The following is a 17,309-nucleotide window of genomic DNA, read 5'->3' as shown; positions in this document are numbered from 1 at the left end:
GTATCCGCTACCTGCCGTCAGGCCCCCGACCCCGGAGAGCCGCCCTCGTCCATTCTGGCGTCGTACTTCGCTATGGCCGTCTCGAGTGCCTCCTCGGCGTCGATATCGAGCGACTCGGCGACGGCCAGCAGGGCGAACAGCGCGTCGCCGATCTCGTCCGATTCGATCGCGACGGTCTCGGGGGTCGTCCCGTAACCGGTCGACTCGTTCGCGTCTTTCGCGAGCTCGCCGACCTCCGAGACGAGATCGAGGAGCCGGTACGCGGGGGGCGTTTCGAGTCCGTGCGCCTCGACGAAGTCGGCGACCTGTCGCTGTTTCTCGTCCATACCCGGTCAAAGACAGGTTGCCCGAAGAATGATACGAATCCTACCTGTCGGAGAGGACAACACTCAAGTCGGAGGATCGACGAACTACCCGACTCATGAACGCTTCGCTCTCCGAGATCGAGTCGGTCGCGATCGAGGCCTGTACTGCAGGCGGGCGGTACTTGCGCGACACCTATCGAGCCGGGGGGACGGACGTCGACCGCCGCGAACACGACGTGAAATCGAGCGCGGACACGGGTGCGGAACGCCGCATGCTGGACGTCGTCAGGTCGCGGTTCCCGGAGCACCCGATCCGCGCGGAAGAGTCCGGCTACCACGAGGGGAGCGGGGCCTGCGAGTGGCTCGTCGATCCGCTCGACGGCACGAACAACTTCGAGTCGGGACTCCCGTCGTTCGCCTCGGCGGTGACGGTGCTCGCCGACGGCGACCCAGTACTCGGGATCGTCTACGTCCCGTTGCTCGACGACCTGTACGTGGGACGGCGAGACGAGGGCGTCAGGTACAACGGCCACCCCGTCAGGGTCGATAGCGACGCCGAAACCGACGTCGGACCCTCGACCGCGACGGTGGTTTCGGTCATCGGCCACGACGTGAAACGCCAGCCCGACCGGCGGTCGGTTTCCGAGACGATCAATCGCGCCATCGAGGACCGCTGCAAGCGCCGCCTCGAGAGCTGGAGTCCGACGGTTCACTGGGGGCTGCTCGCCCGGGGGCGACTGGACGGTATCGTCTGCTACCGGCCCGATCGGGAAGAGCAACTGCTCGGGGAACTGTTCGCGGCGGAGAGCGGCCTCCGGACGGCGAGCGGGGATACCTGGTTCGTCGGTGCCGGGACCGGCGAACTTCGCGACGCGCTCGTGGACGTCGTCCCGGACCGTGTCGACTGACGACGTCGCGGAGACCCGGTCGCCGATCGACCGGTTCCAGCAGGCACAATATCCTTGGTCCGATCGATTCACACGCTCACTATGACAGAGATCGACGCCGAAATCGTGCTGTTCGACGGCTTCGACGAACTCGACGCGATCGGTCCCTACGAGGTCCTCGAGAACGGCGCGCACGCCGGCGCGTCGATCGAGACCCGACTGGTCACGCTCGAGGAGACCGCCCTCGTGACGGCGAGCCACGAACTGCGGGTGGAACCGGACGGCACGCTCGGGGACCCGGACCTGCTGATCGTGCCGGGCGGCGGGTGGACGACTGCGAACGAGGGCGTCCGGGCCATCGTCGATGACGGCGTCCTGCCGGACGTCGTCGACGAGCGCTACGCGGACGGGGCGACCGTCGCCTCGGTCTGTACCGGCGCGATGATCCTCGCGGAGGCGAATCTCCTCGACGGCCGGCCGGCGACGACACACCAGGTTGCCGTCGACGACCTCGAAGCGCACGCGACGAACGTGGTCGACGCGCGGGTCGTGGACGACGGCGACGTGCTCACTGCAGGCGGCGTCACCGCCGGGATCGACCTGGCGCTGTGGCTCCTCGAGCGGGAGTTCGGCGAGGACGTGGCCAGCGACGTCGAACGAGAGATGGAGCACGAGCGCCGCGGCGAGATCTTCGGATAGGGTCGCCCGTAGGGAGGACCGACCGCAGATCGAATCGTCGCGTGCCGCCGACCTAACGGCTATCCGATCGCGGAGAATAGTCGTGACCACATGACTGCCGTGTTGTTCGATATGGACGGCGTCCTCGTCGACAGCGAGGACTACTGGGTCGAGTTCGAACGCGAGGAACTGCTTCCGACGGCTGTTCCGGACGCGGACGTCGATCTCGCCGAAGTGAGCGGGATGAACTTCCGCGAAATCTACGACTACCTCGACGACGAGTACGAGACGGCCATCTCTCGCGAGGACTGGATCGATCGGTTCGAAGCCACCGCAGAGTCGCTCTACACCGAGCGCGTCGAGTCGCTCGACGGCCTCCACGATCTGCTCGAGACCCTGGACGACCGCGGCGTCTCCACCGCACTCGTCTCCTCGTCGCCCCACGACTGGATCGGACTGGTGATCGATCGGTTCGACCTCGCGGGCGAGTTCGACGAGGTCATCAGCGCCGACGAGATCGACGCTGCGAGCAAACCCGCGCCCGACGTCTTCGAGTACGCCGCCGCCGAGGTCGGGGTGCCAGCCGAGGAGTGCGTCGTCGTCGAAGACTCCGAAAACGGCGTCGAAGCGGCCGCGCGAGCGGGGACGACGGTCGTCGCCTACCGGATCGACGCCCACGGTGACATCGATCTCTCACCGGCGGACGTCGTCGTCGACGACGCGGCGACACTCCGCGAAGAAGTACTTCGGCTGGCCGAGTGAGGCGGGATCCTCGGTCGTGTTGGATTCCGGCGGCCCCGTCAGTCCTCGGTCGTGTCGATTCCGGCGGCCTCGTTGATGGGACACTTCTGGGTCGTTCCGGTCACGAAGAGGATGCCGCCGACGACGAGCGCCAGTATACCGATGACGGCTCCGACGGCCCAGTAGCCTGCGAGTGCAGCGATCCCGGCGATTGCGACCACCACACCGATGACGATGCGCCCGATCCGATCGATACCGCCGACGTTCCGTTCCATTTTCGCACCCGGTTCGGACGTACGAAGACGGACGACAAAATTGTTCACGTTCGGTTCCGATCGGGACGGCGGTCGGCCGACTCACTCGACCCGGACCGTTCGCGTCTCCTCGATCGGGAGGAGAGGCTCCTCGGGGAAGGCGACGCTCACCGTAAACTCGAGTTCGTCCGCGTCGGCCCCGAAGACGCCGATGGGGACCGTTTCAGCGTCTCGAAGGTAGGTGTTCGTACTCGTCATCTCGACCCCGTCATCGGGACCGTCGGTTCCCGATCGGTTCGAGGGAGCGTCGCTCCCCCGGTCGTTGACCGTCACGCGGATCCCGGCCCGGGCGGGTTCGCCGACGTTCCGGACCGTCACCTCGCAGACCTCGTTCTCGCCGATTCCGATCGCGTCGGGGAACTGGCCCCACTCGAGTTCGATCGCAGGGAGCGACTGCGCACCCTCGATGACGCCTTCGGCAACCCCTTCCGAGAGGCCGGCGTCGACGAGTCCCTCGACGCCCGCGGCCACGACGTCGCCGGGGGTCGACAGCCCCTCTTTCGAGAGTTTGCTCGCCCGACCCGACGCGACGCCGTCGATCGCCACCAGGCCGACCGCGTCTTCGGCGACGCCGTTCTCGATGCGCGCCTCGGTCCGCCGGGCGAGGTTCGCCGCGTGCGGGCCCGCGAACCGATCGAGGAACGCGCCGAGCGCCGAGACGAGTCGCGTCGCGTTCTGGCGGATCACCCACGCGTCGCTGCGCAGTTCCGAGGGGATCGAGCCGTTGGCCGCACTCCGGAGAATCGCGAGCACCTTCCGATCGCCAGCGTCGAGGTCTCCGGTGTCACGGCCGACGAGCACCGCGTTGATCGCGTCGCGTTCGGACTGGCGGGCGGAGACGGAGTCGAACTCCTGGGCAGCCGCGACCGCCTCGAGGACGTCTCCGGTCCGGAGTTTCGCGTCCCCGTCCGCGACTCGATTGCACAGTTCGGCGAACCGGGCCGCCGTCTCGAGGCGCAGGTAATACTTCGAGGCCAGCATCCCCCGCGCCGTGGCCTCGATCGAGAGGTCGGCGTCGTCCATCTCGACGAAGCCGCGATCGACGAGGTCCTCGAGACAGTCACGCACGCGTCCGCGGAGGTTCGGGAACTCGTACTCGTCGGGCCTGGACTGGCCGCGGACGTAGTAGAAGGTCGTCTCGAGCCAGTCCATCACGTCCTCGAGGTCGGTGATGGTTCCCATCGCGATTTCCGCATTCAGGTGGGTCTCGAGACTCTCCGCGAGGCGGGACTCGATCTCCTTGCCGTCCCGGAGCAGACGGCGGTACTTGTCGGCCTCTGCCGTATCGCAGACGACCCAGCCGTAGCCGACGTCGTCGTAGCCCGGTCGACCTGCCCGTCCGAGCATCTGGAGCACGTCCAGCGGGCTCATGTCGACCTCGCCCTCGAGCGGATCGTGGATCTTCGTGTCGCGAATCACGACGCAGCGCGCGGGGAGGTTGACGCCCCACGCGAGCGTCGAGGTCGAGAACAACAGTTCGATGCGGCCCTCCTTGAACCACTCCTCGACGAGGTCGCGATCGTTCTTCGAGAGGCCCGCGTGGTGGAACGCGACCCCGTCGAGGACGGACTTCCGGAGCGTGTCGTTCTCGAGCGCCGCCTTGGACTCGGCGTGAAAGTCGTAGTCGCCGCGCGGGCCGATCGCGAGGTCGCGCTCGGCGATCTCGTCTCTGGCTTTCTTGGCCGCCTGCACAGTGTCCTGTCGCGAGGAGACGAACACGAGCGTCTGGCCGTCCTCGCGGAGGTGTGGCTCCGCGAGGTCGAGCGCCCTGTAGAGCCGCCGGTACTTGTCGGCAAAGGTGTTCTCGCCGTGCGTGTAGGTCCTGACACCCGCGTTGAGGTCGACGGGGCGGTACTCGTCGCCGAACTCGAAGGTCGTCTCCTCGGGGGCGTCGAGCCACGCCGCCACGTCGTCCACGTTCGGCATCGTCGCCGACAGCGCGACGATCCGGGGATCGCAGAGCCGCCGGAGGCGAGAGATCGTCACCTCGAGGACCGAACCCCGCCGATCGGCGTCGAGCAGGTGAACCTCGTCGATGACGCAGACGTCGACGTCGGTGACGAAGTCGTACCGGCGGGAGTCGTGTTTGCGCGTCGCCGAGTCGAGTTTCTCGGGCGTCATCACGAGGATGTCCGCGTGGCGCGCGCGTCGCGGGTTCAGGTCGCGTTCGCCGGTGACGACGTAGACGGAGTAGTCCAGTTCCTCGAAGCGGTCCCAGTCGTCCTCTTTCTCGTTGGTCAGGGCTCGCAACGGCGCGATAAAGAGCGCGGTGCCGCCGTCGGCGAGCGCCTTGCAGATCGCCAGTTCCGCGAGCGCGGTCTTGCCCGAGGCCGTCGGCGCGCTCGCGACCACGTTCTCCTCGCTCTCGAGCAAGGCGGGCAGGGCCTCGCGTTGCATCCGGTTGAACTCCTCGAAGGCGAAGGCGTCGGCGAATTCGGGGAGAACCTCGGCGACCTCCATCATACGGACACGAGAAGCGCCCGGTCAAAGGCGTTTCCTTCGAGTCGTGAGCTAGCCGTGCGAGGTCCTCGTGAACTCGATCACCGGGATCGTACGATAGTCACCAGAACGGCACCCGCGGTCGCGAAGACGAGCGGGTAGAGGAGTCCGGCGAGTACGATCGCGGGCACGAGTTCGGGAGCCATCGATCCGCTCGCTTCGATCCCGAAGAACGTCCGTTCGGCGCTCGACTCGGCGACGATCGCCCCGAGGCCCACGACGACGGCGTAGCCGATCGTGACCGGTGCGCCGGCCACGACGGCCTCGCCGACGTCGCGTACGTCCCACTGGAACGCGAGGATCGCACCGACGAGCAGGAGGACGAGCGGCGGCACCAGGTACAGCAACTCGGCGTTCGTGCTGCCCGACTGGGCGATGAAGTCGACGGTATCCGTCCCGCCGATCCCGCCGATCGCGCCGCGTGCCTCCACGTCGACCATGTGCGCGTTGTAGAAGTACCAGGCGACGGCTTTCCACTCGGCGACGCCGTCGCCGAACTCGTCGCCGACTTCGCTCCCGATCAGCGCGTACGTGACGAGATAGCCGATCGCGGCGGCGAGTACGCCGATCCCGGCGCTCGCCGCGACGCTCGTGGTTCCCGATCGAGTGCGACCCGTCGACGTCAGTGACTGTTGTGCCATCGTGTCGGGTACGGACCATACTGGCTGCAATGGATCTTGTGTTCTCGATCGGGCGATCGGTGCGGGATTCCGGATCGGGGATCGAAATCAGACGGCCGTGTAATCCCTGTCCGCCGGCGGCTGGCCGAGTTGCTCGTTGAGATGGCTCGCGGCCCGATCGGGATCCGGGACCCGTTCGAACGTCAACTCCGGTTCGCCGGAGCCGGCGGTGTAGACCGTCAGGTCGCCGTAGCCCAGCAGGCGACCGATCGGGGGCTGCTGGAGGCTGGTGTTCTGGACCCGATCGAGGCGAAACTGGGTGACGTCGCGCGAGACGACGCCGCGTTTCTTGTACAGTTCGTCGGACGTGATGACGTAGCGCGTGTTCGTCCAGACGAGATAGCGAGCGAAGACCAGCGCGGTGCCGACAAGCACGAGGAGCACGCCGAACAGGGTCAGGAGGTCGATCCCGTCGACCGCGCCCCAGCCGACCAGGAGAAATCCGAGCACCGCGAGTCCGACCCCGATCGGCAGGCCGGTCCCCATCGCGATCGGGTGCGGCCGGCGTTCCCAGACCACCTCCTCGTCGTCCGAGAGGTGAAGCCAGTCCGACGTCACCGGGGCCATAACCCCCTGCTATTCCGTTCGTCGCCGTAAAACTGTTGCAGCGCGTCAGTTACCGACGATCGGGCGGGCGAGTGGACGAGCAGACGATCGGACGATGGGTCAGTCCGCGGCTTCGGCTCTCCCCGCGCCCTCTGCGGCCGCGGTCTCCGCGGCGCGCTCGTTCATCCCGGCCGTCGTCTCGAACCAGTAGTAGCCCCCGAGGCCGATCGCGGCGACGACGTTCGAGACGGTGACGCCCCAGAAGACGCCGGTCACGCCCATGCTCAGGAGGAACGCCGCGCCCGCGGCGACCGGAATCCGGACGAGCCAGTACTGCAACAGCGTGGCGATCAGACTCGTCCGCGTCCGCCGCGCCCCGTTGAATCCCGCCTGCAGGAGGTACGTCGCGCCGATCGCCCAGTAGCCGTACGCGAGGATCCGCAGGTACTCCGCGGCGACCGCGAGTTCCGCCGCCGTCGCGTCGGGGACGAACGCGGCCGACAGCGCGCCGGGGATCGCCCACTGGATCGCGCCGACGACCGTGAGCGCCCCGCTCGCGATGGCGACGCCGGTCCACGTCGTTCGCCGGGCCCGGGCGGGGTATTCCGCCCCGAGGTTCTGACCGATCATGCTCTGGGCGGCCTGCTGGAGCCCGATCGCCGGGACGAACGAGACGGTCGCGACGCGAGCCCCGATCGTGTACGCGGCGAGGCCCGTCGCGCCCCCGACGAGAGCGACCAGCCAGACCATCCCGACGCGCGCCGACTGGCTCGAGACGTACTGGCCGGCGGTCGGCCAACCGACGTCGACGATTTCGCGACAGTCACCGGGATGGAGTTCGAAGTCCGTCCGCGAGACGACGAATCCGCCGCGGCCGCGCAGCGCCATGCCGATCCCGAGCGCGACGCCGACGCCGTAGCCGATCCCCGTCGCCAGCGCGGCTCCAGCGACGCCGAGTTCGGGGAACTTCCACCAGCCGAAGATCAGGAACGGATCGAGTACGAGATTCACCGCGATCGCCAGGGCGTTGATGTACAGGGCCGCCCGGGTGTCGCCCCAGCCGATGAAACTCGACTCGATCGCCTCGCTCGCGCTCAACACGGGGACCGCGAGCGCGAACGTCGCGAGGTAGGCGGTCGCGTACTCGGTGACGACCGCGGACGCCCCGAAGACGCCGACGATCCGTCCTGCGAGCAGCCCGACCGCGAGGCCGACGATCGAGCCGCCGACGAGGCCGACGACGGCGCCGTTGACCGCGGCCCGCCGGCCGAGTGCGAGTTCGTCGGCGCCGACTCGCTGGGAGACGAGGACCTGGGTGCCGACGCCGGCGCCGACGGCCACCGCGGCCACCAGTCCCACGACCGGGAACGTCACCCCGACCGCGGCGACCCCCTCCAGGCTGTGGCGACCGAGCCAGAGCGTGTCGATCACCTGCTGGAGGACCTGGACGAGGTTCTGTACGAGCAACGGGACGGCCAGGATCACGAGCGTCTTCGGAATGGGCCCGCTCGTGATCTCGTCGCGATCGAGATCGAACATTCTCTTCGGACTGAAGAATAATGCGTAAAATAAATATTTTTATTGTTTGATCTGTTCAGGAACGGGCCCGCGACCACAACGGTTTTTCTTCCGTGGCCGCCACGTACCGGTATGAGCACCGCTCGCAAGCCCGACTGGCTGAAGATGCGGCCGCCGTCGGGGCGGGAGTTCACCGACATCCGCGAAACGCTCCGGGAGCGGAACCTCCACACCGTCTGCGAGGAGGCGAACTGTCCGAACCTCGGCGAGTGCTGGTCGGGCGGAGCAGGGACCGGCAACGGCGAAGGCGGGACGGCCACGTTCATGCTGATGGGCGATCGCTGTTCGCGCGCCTGTAACTTCTGTGACGTCGAGACCGGTGGCATGGAACCGCTCGATCCCGACGAACCCGAGAACGTCGCCGCGGCCATCGCCGAGATCGGTCTCGACTACGTGGTCCTGACGAGCGTCGATCGGGACGACCTGCCCGACCAGGGTGCGGGTCACTTCGCGGAGACGATTCGGGAGATCAAGGACCGTCACCCCGGGATCCTCGTGGAAGTCCTCATTCCGGACTTCCAGGGCGAGGAGCGCCTCGTGCGGAAGATCATCGAGGCCGATCCGGACGTGATCGCACACAACGTCGAGACCGTCGAGCGGTTGCAGTTCCCCGTCCGCGATCGACGCGCGGGCTACGAGCAGTCGTTGTCGGTGTTAGAGCAGGTCGATCGCGAATCGGACACCTACACCAAGACCTCCATCATGCTCGGCCACGGCGAGTACGACCACGAGATCTACCAGACGCTCGCGGATTGTCGCGAGCGAGGGGTCGACATCGTCACGCTCGGCCAGTACCTCCGCCCGTCGCGAAGCCACCTCGAGGTGCAGCGCTACGACCACCCGGACAAGTACGAGACGTGGCGACGGGTCGCCGAGGAGGAGCTAGGGTTCCTGTACTGTGCGAGCGGCCCGATGGTCCGATCGTCGTACAAGGCGGGCGAACTGTTCGTCGACGCCGTTCTGCGCGAGGGGAAATCGGTCGACGAGGCGCGGCGAGGGGCGCGGACGGCGGCGCTCGAGTGACGAATCGACCCTGTCACCGTCGTTGATCGAACGCCGCGACTGCAGACGTTCCCTGCGGGTCTCGTTTCGGGGCGCCGTCGACGTTCGGTTCCAGTGCGGGGCGTACAACAGCCGTTCGGTAGCGATCGGAACCGATCGCTTCTCACAACTGTACGGACGATCTAAGTCGGATAATGCGATACGATGAGCGAGAGCGCGTGTACGGTCGTGAGGAGTACTACTGGGGGACGAAACCGAACGAACTGGCCAGGGAAACGGTCGAAGCCGCACCGGACGCGGAAGACACGCTCACGGCGATCGATATCGGGGCCGGAGAGGGACGAGATGCGGTGTTTTTCGCCGAACAGGGGTGGAACGTGTATGCGATGGACGTTTCACCGAACGGACTGGCCAAGGCGGAGCGACTCGCCGAGAGTCGGGGGGTGACGCTCAGCACGATCGAGGCCGATGCAAACGACGCCACCCTCCCCGACTCGGTCGACGTGGTCTACTCGACCGGGGCGATCCAGTATATTCGTCCCGAGAATCGCGAACGCCAGTTCGACCGATTCAAAAACGAGACGACTGCCGACGGGATTCACGCGATGTTCGCGTTCGTTGACCACCCCGAGGTTCCGACGCCGCCGGACTGGACGGAAAACGAGCACTTCTACGCCCAGGGGGAGTTGGCGGAATATTACGAGGAGTGGGAGATCGTGCGAGTCGAAACTTTCGTTTTTGACGACGATTCGGGTGACGAACCGCACCGACACGCGGCGGAGATACTGTTCGCACGGAACCCGAGTTAGACCGATACAGGGCTCCGTCTTCTCGACCCAGCGCCTCCCGAGAGTCGACTCGTTTCCACGGACACGAAACGCGGTGACGGGGGCGTAACGGCTGGTTATCCGCTCGATCGGCCGCGAGTAAGCCCTCGTATCCACACGTCGGCTGACGATTCCGTCGGTGTTGTGGATCCGTACTCCCGCGGTGAGCGACCGTGCGTCCACTATTCCGACAATTAGTTCACAAACATTTCGAGAACTCGCGTCCGGTGCCCTCGATTCCTGACGAACGATCGATTCGAGGTCGGATCACCGGACACCTCCCGGTATGCGTCGCAAGAATCTCTTTGATAGTAAACTATTTACGAAAATCCTTTAACGCGAGCGATAATTCGTTTGGGTATGCGCAGGTGGGTAAACCCGTGAGTACGATACAGCGCGACCCCCGAGAGCGAGTACAGATCCTCGACGACACCGGTCGAGTCCTCGAAGGTGCCGACGTGCCGGAACTGGCCGACGACGAACTCGTCGAAATGTACGAGCAGATGCGCCTGGCGCGACACTTCGACGAACGAGCGGTCAGCCTCCAGCGACAGGGCCGGATGGGAACGTATCCGCCGCTGTCGGGTCAGGAAGGGTCCCAGATCGGAAGCGCCCACGCGCTGGATCAGGAGGACTGGCTCTTCCCCAGTTACCGCGAGCACGGCGTCTCGCTCGTTCGCGGCATGTCGCTCAAACGCACCCTGCTGTACTGGATGGGCCACGAGCAGGGTAACCAGATCCCCCCGGACGCCAACATCTTCACCGTCGCCGTCCCGATCGCGACCCAGATCCCCCACGCCACGGGTACGGCCTGGGCCTCGAAACTCCGGGACGAAGAGAAGGCGTTCATCTGTTACTTCGGCGACGGCGCGACCTCGGAAGGTGACTTCCACGAGGGGCTGAACTTCGCGGGCGTCTTCGACACGCCGAACGTGTTCTTCTGTAACAACAACCAGTGGGCCATCTCGGTGCCCCGCGAACGCCAGACGGCCAGCGAGACGATCGCCCAGAAGGCGACCGCCTACGGGTTCGAGGGCGTCCAGGTCGACGGGATGGATCCGCTCGCGGTGTACAAGGTCACCCGCGACGCCGTCAAGAAGGCCAAGAATCCGGACGCGGTCGAGGACGAGTCTCCCGGGAGTGCGACCCGGCCGACGCTGATCGAGGCCGTCCAGTACCGCTTCGGCGCGCACACGACGGCGGACGACCCCTCCGTCTACCGCGACGACGAGGAGGTCGAACGCTGGAAGCAGAAGGATCCGATCCCGCGGATGGAGATGTTCCTGCGGAACCACGGGCTGCTGGACGACGAACGCGTCGACGCGATCGAGGAGCGGATCAGCGACGAGGTCGCCGCGGCGATCGACGAGGCGGAGTCCGTCGAACGCCCCGACCCCGAAGAAATCTTCGCGCACGTCTACGACGGCATGCCCAAACGATTACAGGAACAGCTCGAATGGTTCGAATCGGTACGCGAACGCCACGGCGACGACGCGTTACTGGAGGGCTAACATGGCTGCAGAATCGGAAAATCTCACCCTGGTACAGGCGGTACGCGACGGATTGCACAGCGAGATGGAACGCGACGACGACGTCGTCGTCATGGGCGAGGACGTCGGGAAGAACGGCGGCGTCTTCCGCGCGACGGAGGGGCTGTACGACGAGTTCGGCGAGAACCGCGTGATCGACACGCCCCTCGCCGAGTCGGGTATCGTCGGGACCGCGATCGGAATGGCCGCCTACGGGATGCGGCCGGTGCCCGAGATCCAGTTCCTGGGCTTTATCTACCCGGCGTTCGACCAGATCGTCTCCCACGCCGCGCGCCTGCGAACGCGCTCGCGCGGGCGATACACGTGTCCGCTGGTCGTCCGGGCCCCCTACGGCGGCGGGATCCGCGCGCCCGAACACCACTCCGAGTCGACGGAGGCGATGTTCGTCCACCAGCCCGGGCTCAAGGTCGTCATCCCCTCGACGCCGTACGACACGAAGGGGCTGCTGACGAGCGCGATCCGATCGCCGGACCCGGTGGTCTTCCTCGAACCGAAGCTCATCTACCGCGCCTTCCGCGAGGAGGTCCCGGACGAACCGTACGAGGTGCCGCTCGGCGAGGCGGCGGTTCGCCGCGAGGGCTCGGACATCTCGGTGTTCACGTGGGGTGCGATGACCCGGCCGACCCTCGAGGCGGCGGAGAACCTCGAGGGCGAGATCGACGTCGAGGTCGTCGACCTGCGAACCCTGTCGCCCCTGGACGAGGACACCATCGTCGAGTCGTTCAAGAAGACCGGTCGCGCCGCGGTCGTCCACGAGGCCCCGAAGACGGGCGGGCTGGCCGGGGAGATCACCGCGACGATCCAGGAGAAGGCCCTGCTCTACCAGGAAGCGCCGATCGAGCGCATTACCGGCTTCGACACGCCGTTCCCGCTGTACGCGCTCGAGGACTACTACCTGCCCGAGGCCGCACGGGTCGAGGACGGCATCCGGAACGCCGTGGAGTTCTAACATGGTTCGCGAGTTCAAACTCCCCGACGTCGGCGAGGGGGTCGCCGAGGGCGAACTGGTCTCGTGGCTCGTCGCGCCGGGCGACGAGGTCAGCGAGGATCAGCCGGTCGCCGAGGTCGAGACCGACAAGGCCCTCGTGGAGGTACCCGCGCCAGTAAACGGGGCCGTGCGGGAACTGCACTACGAGGAGGGCGACGTGATCCCCGTCGGCGAGGTGTTCATCACGTTCGACGTGGCGGGCGAGGCGGCCGAAGCCGCGGCCGAACCTGCCGCCGACGAGGAAGCCGAGGTCGCCGACGAAGGCGAACCCGCCGGCGATCCCGGCGCGACCGGGACCGAGACCGGCGAGGTCGAGACGCCGGACGATCGCGTCTTCGCTCCCCCGCGCGTGCGCCGGATGGCCCGCGAGGAGGGGATCGACCTCTCGACGATCGAGGGGAGCGGTCCCGGCGGTCGGATCACCGCGGCGGACGTCGAGGCTGCAGCGAGCGGCGGGGCAGTCGAGGCCGACGCGGAGACCGACGAGTCGGGAGCCGCCGCGACGGCCGAACCCGAACCGACCGCCGACGCGTCCACGGCGGAGTCCGGCGGTGCAGCGACCGGGACTGCGGGTGGCGGTCAGCAGATCCAGGCCCGGTCGACATCGGTCGAGTCGGCCGATCGGGACAGAACGCTCGCAGCGCCCGCGACTCGTCGACTCGCCGAGGAGGAGGGCGTCGACATCGACGCCGTCCCGACGGACGAGGAACGCGACGGCGAGGCGTTCGTCACGCCCGACGCGGTCCGGGAGTACGCCGAGGCACAGCGGCAGGCCCAAGAAGCGGATCGGGAGGTGATCGAGGCCGGCGAACCGGTCGGCGAAGCCGAGAAAGGAACGGAGTTCGCACCCGGCGAGCGCGAACGGCGCGAACCGTTCCGCGGCGTCCGCAAGACGATCGCGGACGCGATGGTCGAGTCGAAGTACACCGCGCCCCACGTCACCCACCACGACGAGGTCGACGTGACGGCCCTCGTCGAGGCTCGCGATCGGCTCAAGTCCCGCGCCGAGGACCAGGGCATCCGGCTGACCTACATGCCCTTCATCATGAAGGCCGTCGTCGCGGCGCTGAAGGAGTACCCCGAGATGAACGCGGTCATCGACGACGAGAACGAGGAGGTCGTCTACCGCGACTACTACAACATCGGGGTCGCCACCGCGACCGACGTCGGACTGATGGTGCCGGTCCTCGAGGACGCCGATCGGAAGGGCCTGTTGCAACTGTCCTCGGAGATGAACGAACTCGTCACGAAGGCCCGCGAGCGATCGATCAGCCCCGGCGAACTGCAGGGATCGACGTTCACGATCACGAACGTCGGCGGGATCGGCGGCGAGTACGCCACGCCGATCCTGAACTATCCCGAATCGGGCATCCTCGCGATCGGCGAGATCAAGCGCAAACCGCGCGTGGTGACCGACGAGGACGGGACGGAGTCGATCGAACCGCGATCGGTGATGACCCTGTCGCTGTCGTTCGATCACCGTCTGATCGACGGCGCGGTCGGCGCACAGTTTACGAACACCGTGATGGAGTACCTCGAGAACCCCGAACTGCTATTGCTCGAGTGATCGAATACCAACCTACGACTACGAATATGACTACGACTACGAAGAGTACGAGAGCGGGGGCGAACTGATGGTCGTCGGAGACGTTACCACCGGAACGGACGTGCTGGTCGTCGGGGCCGGACCCGCCGGCTACGTGGCCGCGATCCGCGCCGGACAGCTCGATCTGGACGTAACGCTCGTCGAAAAGGACGCCTACGGCGGGACCTGTCTGAACCACGGCTGTATCCCCTCGAAGGCGCTGATCACCGCGACCGACGTCGCCCACGAGGCCGGCAACGCCGAGGAGATGGGGATCCACGCCGATCCCGCCGTCGACCTCGCGAAGATGGTCGACTGGAAAGACGGCGTCGTCGACCAGCTGACGGGCGGGGTCGAGAAGCTCTGCAAGGCAAACGGCGTCAACCTGCTGGAGGGAACGGCCACGTTCGACGGCGAGAACACCGCCCGCATCTCCCACAGCGGCGAGGGCCAGGGCTCGGAGAGCATCGAGTTCGAACACGCGATCGTCGCGACCGGTTCGCGCCCGATCGAGATTCCCGGCTTCGACTACGGCGACGAACCCGTGCTCGACTCGAAACAGGCGCTCGCGCTCGACTCGGTCCCCGACTCGCTGGTCGTCGTCGGTGCCGGCTACATCGGGATGGAACTGGCGAGCGTCTTCGCCAAACTCGGGACCGACGTGACGGTCATCGAGATGCTCGACGGCATCCTGCCCGGCTACGACGACGATCTCAAACGACCAGTCAAACAGCGGGCGAACGATATCGGGATCGAGTTCCACTTCGGCTACACCGCCTCGACGTGGTACGACCACGGCGATGGCATCCGCGTCGAAGCGGAGCCCGCCGAGCAGGCCGCGACGGATGGTGGCCAGGCGGAAGCCGTCGAAGCGGAGGCGCTCGACCTCGACGCCGAGAAAGTCCTCGTCGCCGTCGGCCGCGAACCCGTCTCGGACACGCTCGACCTCGACGCCGTCGGCGTCGAGACCGACGATCGGGGCTTCATCGAAACCGATTCGCGCGCGCGAACGAACGTCGACCACGTCTTCGCGGTCGGCGACGTCGCGGGCGAACCGATGCTCGCCCACAAGGGCAGCATGGAGGGACAGGTCGCCGCGGAGGTGATCGCCGGCGAACCCGCGGCGATCGACTATCAGGCGATGCCCGCCGCGATCTTCACCGATCCCGAGATCGGCACCGTCGGGATGACGGAGTCCGAGGCCGAAGAGGCCGGCTTCGAGACGATCGTCGGGACGTTCCCGTTCCGGGCCAGCGGCCGCGCGCTGACGACCGGCGAGACCGACGGCTTCGTCAAGATCGTCGCCGACGAGTCCGAGGGGTACGTCCTCGGGGCCCAGATCGTCGGTCCCGAGGCCTCGGAACTGATCGCCGAACTCGGCCTCGCGATCGAACTCGGCGCGACCGTCGAGGACGTCGCGTCGACGGTCCACACTCACCCGACGCTGTCGGAGTCGGTGATGGAGGCCGCCGAGAACGCGCTCGGGCACGCAATCCACACGCTGAACCGTTGAACCGCTGAGTCGCTGAGTCGATCGGGTCGCTACGGCCCCGATCCCGGAGACGGTCCGATACGAGTGAGGACGTCGTCGGCATCGGCCCCGCCGAACCGGTCACGCTCGAGTTCGAGGCCGACGTCGGCTACGAGGGCTCCCCTACTGGACGTACAGCGAATAGGCGATCACGAGGAAGCCGATCAGGACGAGGAGACTCTCCAGCAGAACGCCCATCGGAAGGGGGACGCCGAGGACTTCGTAGAGCATCCCCGCCAGGACCAGGCCGAGTGTCACGATACCGAACCCGGCTGCGAGATAGCCGAGCGCCCGCTGGCGCGTGCGCCGGTAGGCCTTGAACGCGAAGAAGGTGATGACGCTACCGACCACGAGCACCAGCGTTTTGACGACTGCTAGCGCGAGCGCGATTTCGGTCGTCCCGCTCGGCTGTGGGCTCATGTTTCCTTGCGCACCTCCGACCACAGTTCGGCGAGGCGCTCGTCGGCCGTCCGGGCGGGGCGTTCGATCTGGACCCCCAGCGATCGGTCTTCCTCGAGCACCAGCGTAATCTCGTCGAACGCGACCGCGTACTTGCTCGCGTGGTGGCCGTCGCGCCTGATCTCGGTCGATTCTTCGAGCAACGTCGCATCGGTCAGCAACTCGAGCTTACGATACAGCGTCGATTGCGGAATGTCACACCGGGAGGTCAGCTCTGAAGCCGTCATTGGTTCCTCGAGATTCCGGATAATCTCACGGCAGTCGGGATCGTCGAGCGCAGCGCAGATCTCTTCCGCCGACGGCATCGACTCCGCACTGATCGGGTCCCGGACCATTCGTCTGCCCCTTGTGACGCACACGGTTTATCGGCATCGATGCGAAGTGCCGGTTGCCGGTGTCTCGGGCCGTTCCCGAACCGGTTCGGGTCGATCGGCTCTCGGCTCGCTATCGACCACGCCGGCTTCTCTCGTTCCCCTCGTTCGACACGAAGCCTTCTTGCGCGTGCACGCCCGAGTGCGAACGCGCGGGTCTCATTCGGCCCGACCGTGTCTGCGAGGGCGGAATGACCGGCCGACCTCCGCCCGCGTGATACTCCTGTACCTGAGCGTCGATTCCGTCGCGGGCCGATCGGCTCGAGCTACTGGTGCGTTTATTAGTGTCGTCCCAGTGATTGACCACTGCAAAACCGTCCCATGGTATCGGGTTCCGATACGGATCTCGTTCGACGGCCTTATATGTGAACCCGGCGTTCGAAACTAATGCGAACGACGTGGCGCACGCCGCCACGTTCCCTCCGGCTGTATTCCAGCGCGGAGGCAGGCACTGCATCCACCCTCGTCCCGATCGTCGGTTCGATCCGACGGTCTTATCCGTGTACGGGCATTCGATTCGGGTCGTGTTCGTGACCGGCGCGGCCGGTTACGACGATCCGCTGCCCTTATACGTGTCTGGGCACTCAGATCGGATCGCGAACTCCCCCGCCGGCTGTGATTTCCGGCGCGGGATCGATCCGTTGCCCTTAAGTGTACGAGGGGATTCGGATGTGATGTGATCGGCGGGACGCATCGGGCGTCTCGTCGCTCGGATCGAACGAGGTCCGAAGGGGTTATGTACCCCAGACGGCCTACGTTTAGATCCGA

The 17,309-nt window shown here is 66.5% G+C and carries 17 protein-coding genes; 9 read left to right on the top strand and 8 right to left on the bottom strand.

The window, feature by feature from the left end; all coding sequences use genetic code 11:
* Positions 1–17: 17 nt before the first annotated feature.
* Positions 18–326: a MazG nucleotide pyrophosphohydrolase domain-containing protein gene (locus MUG98_RS20215; RefSeq protein WP_265109218.1), complete on the bottom strand. Its 309-nt coding sequence runs from the start codon at positions 324–326 to the stop codon at positions 18–20.
* Positions 327–421: 95 nt separating this feature from the next.
* On the opposite strand from MUG98_RS20215, the gene MUG98_RS20210 reads away from it, so the two are divergent.
* From MUG98_RS20210 to MUG98_RS20200, 3 genes are all read left to right on the top strand, one after another.
* Positions 422–1,213 carry an inositol monophosphatase family protein gene (locus MUG98_RS20210; RefSeq protein ID WP_265109217.1) on the top strand — a complete coding sequence of 264 codons (792 nt, stop codon included), beginning with the start codon at positions 422–424 and terminating at the stop codon, positions 1,211–1,213.
* An 81-nt stretch (positions 1,214–1,294) separates the two neighbouring features.
* On the top strand, positions 1,295–1,891 hold the full coding sequence (locus MUG98_RS20205) for a DJ-1/PfpI family protein (protein WP_265109216.1): 597 nt from the start codon (positions 1,295–1,297) through the stop codon (positions 1,889–1,891).
* Between the two features lie 90 nt (positions 1,892–1,981).
* A complete protein-coding gene (locus tag MUG98_RS20200) occupies positions 1,982–2,632 on the top strand; it encodes an HAD family hydrolase (protein WP_265109215.1) in 651 nt (216 codons plus the stop codon).
* Positions 2,633–2,670: 38 nt separating this feature from the next.
* Here MUG98_RS20200 and MUG98_RS20195 read toward each other — a convergent pair whose 3' ends face one another.
* The 5 genes from MUG98_RS20195 to MUG98_RS20175 all read right to left on the bottom strand — a co-directional run bounded on the left by MUG98_RS20195 (position 2,671) and on the right by MUG98_RS20175 (position 8,189).
* Positions 2,671–2,886 carry a YgaP family membrane protein gene (locus tag MUG98_RS20195; protein WP_265109214.1) on the bottom strand — a complete coding sequence of 72 codons (216 nt, stop codon included), beginning with the start codon at positions 2,884–2,886 and terminating at the stop codon, positions 2,671–2,673.
* 81 nt (positions 2,887–2,967) lie between these two features.
* On the bottom strand, positions 2,968–5,385 hold the full coding sequence (locus tag MUG98_RS20190; RefSeq protein WP_265109213.1) for a DEAD/DEAH box helicase: 2,418 nt from the start codon (positions 5,383–5,385) through the stop codon (positions 2,968–2,970).
* An 80-nt stretch (positions 5,386–5,465) separates the two neighbouring features.
* Positions 5,466–6,065, bottom strand: a complete 600-nt coding sequence (locus MUG98_RS20185; RefSeq protein ID WP_265109212.1) for a DUF7978 family protein — start codon at positions 6,063–6,065, stop codon at positions 5,466–5,468.
* Positions 6,066–6,152: 87 nt separating this feature from the next.
* Entirely contained in the window at positions 6,153–6,671 is a 519-nt protein-coding gene (locus MUG98_RS20180) for a PH domain-containing protein (RefSeq protein ID WP_265109211.1), read from the bottom strand.
* Between the two features lie 99 nt (positions 6,672–6,770).
* Complete coding sequence (locus MUG98_RS20175; protein WP_265109210.1) at positions 6,771–8,189, bottom strand: MATE family efflux transporter; 1,419 nt, start codon at positions 8,187–8,189, stop codon at positions 6,771–6,773.
* 111 nt (positions 8,190–8,300) lie between these two features.
* On the opposite strand from MUG98_RS20175, the gene lipA reads away from it, so the two are divergent.
* The 6 genes from lipA (at position 8,301) to lpdA (ending at position 15,693) form a co-directional block, all read left to right on the top strand.
* The gene (lipA, locus tag MUG98_RS20170) at positions 8,301–9,251 is read left to right on the top strand and encodes a lipoyl synthase (RefSeq protein ID WP_265109209.1); all 951 of its coding nucleotides are present in this window, start codon (positions 8,301–8,303) and stop codon (positions 9,249–9,251) included.
* 173 nt (positions 9,252–9,424) lie between these two features.
* Complete coding sequence (locus tag MUG98_RS20165) at positions 9,425–10,039, top strand: methyltransferase domain-containing protein (RefSeq protein ID WP_265109208.1); 615 nt, start codon at positions 9,425–9,427, stop codon at positions 10,037–10,039.
* A gap of 398 nt (positions 10,040–10,437) precedes the next feature.
* On the top strand, positions 10,438–11,568 hold the full coding sequence (gene pdhA, locus MUG98_RS20160; protein ID WP_265109207.1) for a pyruvate dehydrogenase (acetyl-transferring) E1 component subunit alpha: 1,131 nt from the start codon (positions 10,438–10,440) through the stop codon (positions 11,566–11,568).
* Between the two features lies 1 nt (position 11,569).
* Positions 11,570–12,556, top strand: a complete 987-nt coding sequence (locus MUG98_RS20155) for an alpha-ketoacid dehydrogenase subunit beta (RefSeq protein WP_265109206.1) — start codon at positions 11,570–11,572, stop codon at positions 12,554–12,556.
* A 1-nt stretch (position 12,557) separates the two neighbouring features.
* On the top strand, positions 12,558–14,162 hold the full coding sequence (locus tag MUG98_RS20150; RefSeq protein ID WP_265109205.1) for a 2-oxo acid dehydrogenase subunit E2: 1,605 nt from the start codon (positions 12,558–12,560) through the stop codon (positions 14,160–14,162).
* 67 nt (positions 14,163–14,229) lie between these two features.
* Positions 14,230–15,693 carry a dihydrolipoyl dehydrogenase gene (lpdA, locus tag MUG98_RS20145; protein ID WP_265109204.1) on the top strand — a complete coding sequence of 488 codons (1,464 nt, stop codon included), beginning with the start codon at positions 14,230–14,232 and terminating at the stop codon, positions 15,691–15,693.
* Between the two features lie 141 nt (positions 15,694–15,834).
* On the opposite strand, the gene MUG98_RS20140 is transcribed toward lpdA, so the two are convergent.
* Both MUG98_RS20140 and MUG98_RS20135 read right to left on the bottom strand, forming a co-directional pair.
* On the bottom strand, positions 15,835–16,131 hold the full coding sequence (locus tag MUG98_RS20140) for a DUF7521 family protein (RefSeq protein WP_265109203.1): 297 nt from the start codon (positions 16,129–16,131) through the stop codon (positions 15,835–15,837).
* A complete protein-coding gene (locus tag MUG98_RS20135; RefSeq protein WP_265109202.1) occupies positions 16,128–16,505 on the bottom strand; it encodes a winged helix-turn-helix domain-containing protein in 378 nt (125 codons plus the stop codon). Before MUG98_RS20135 ends, MUG98_RS20140 begins: the two co-directional genes overlap by 4 nt.
* Between the last annotated feature and the right edge of the window lie 804 nt (positions 16,506–17,309).

Origin of the sequence: Halosolutus halophilus (genome assembly GCF_022869805.1) — an archaeon.
Lineage (GTDB): Archaea > Halobacteriota > Halobacteria > Halobacteriales > Natrialbaceae > Halosolutus > Halosolutus halophilus.
This window is presented reverse-complemented; position numbering and strand designations above follow the sequence as displayed.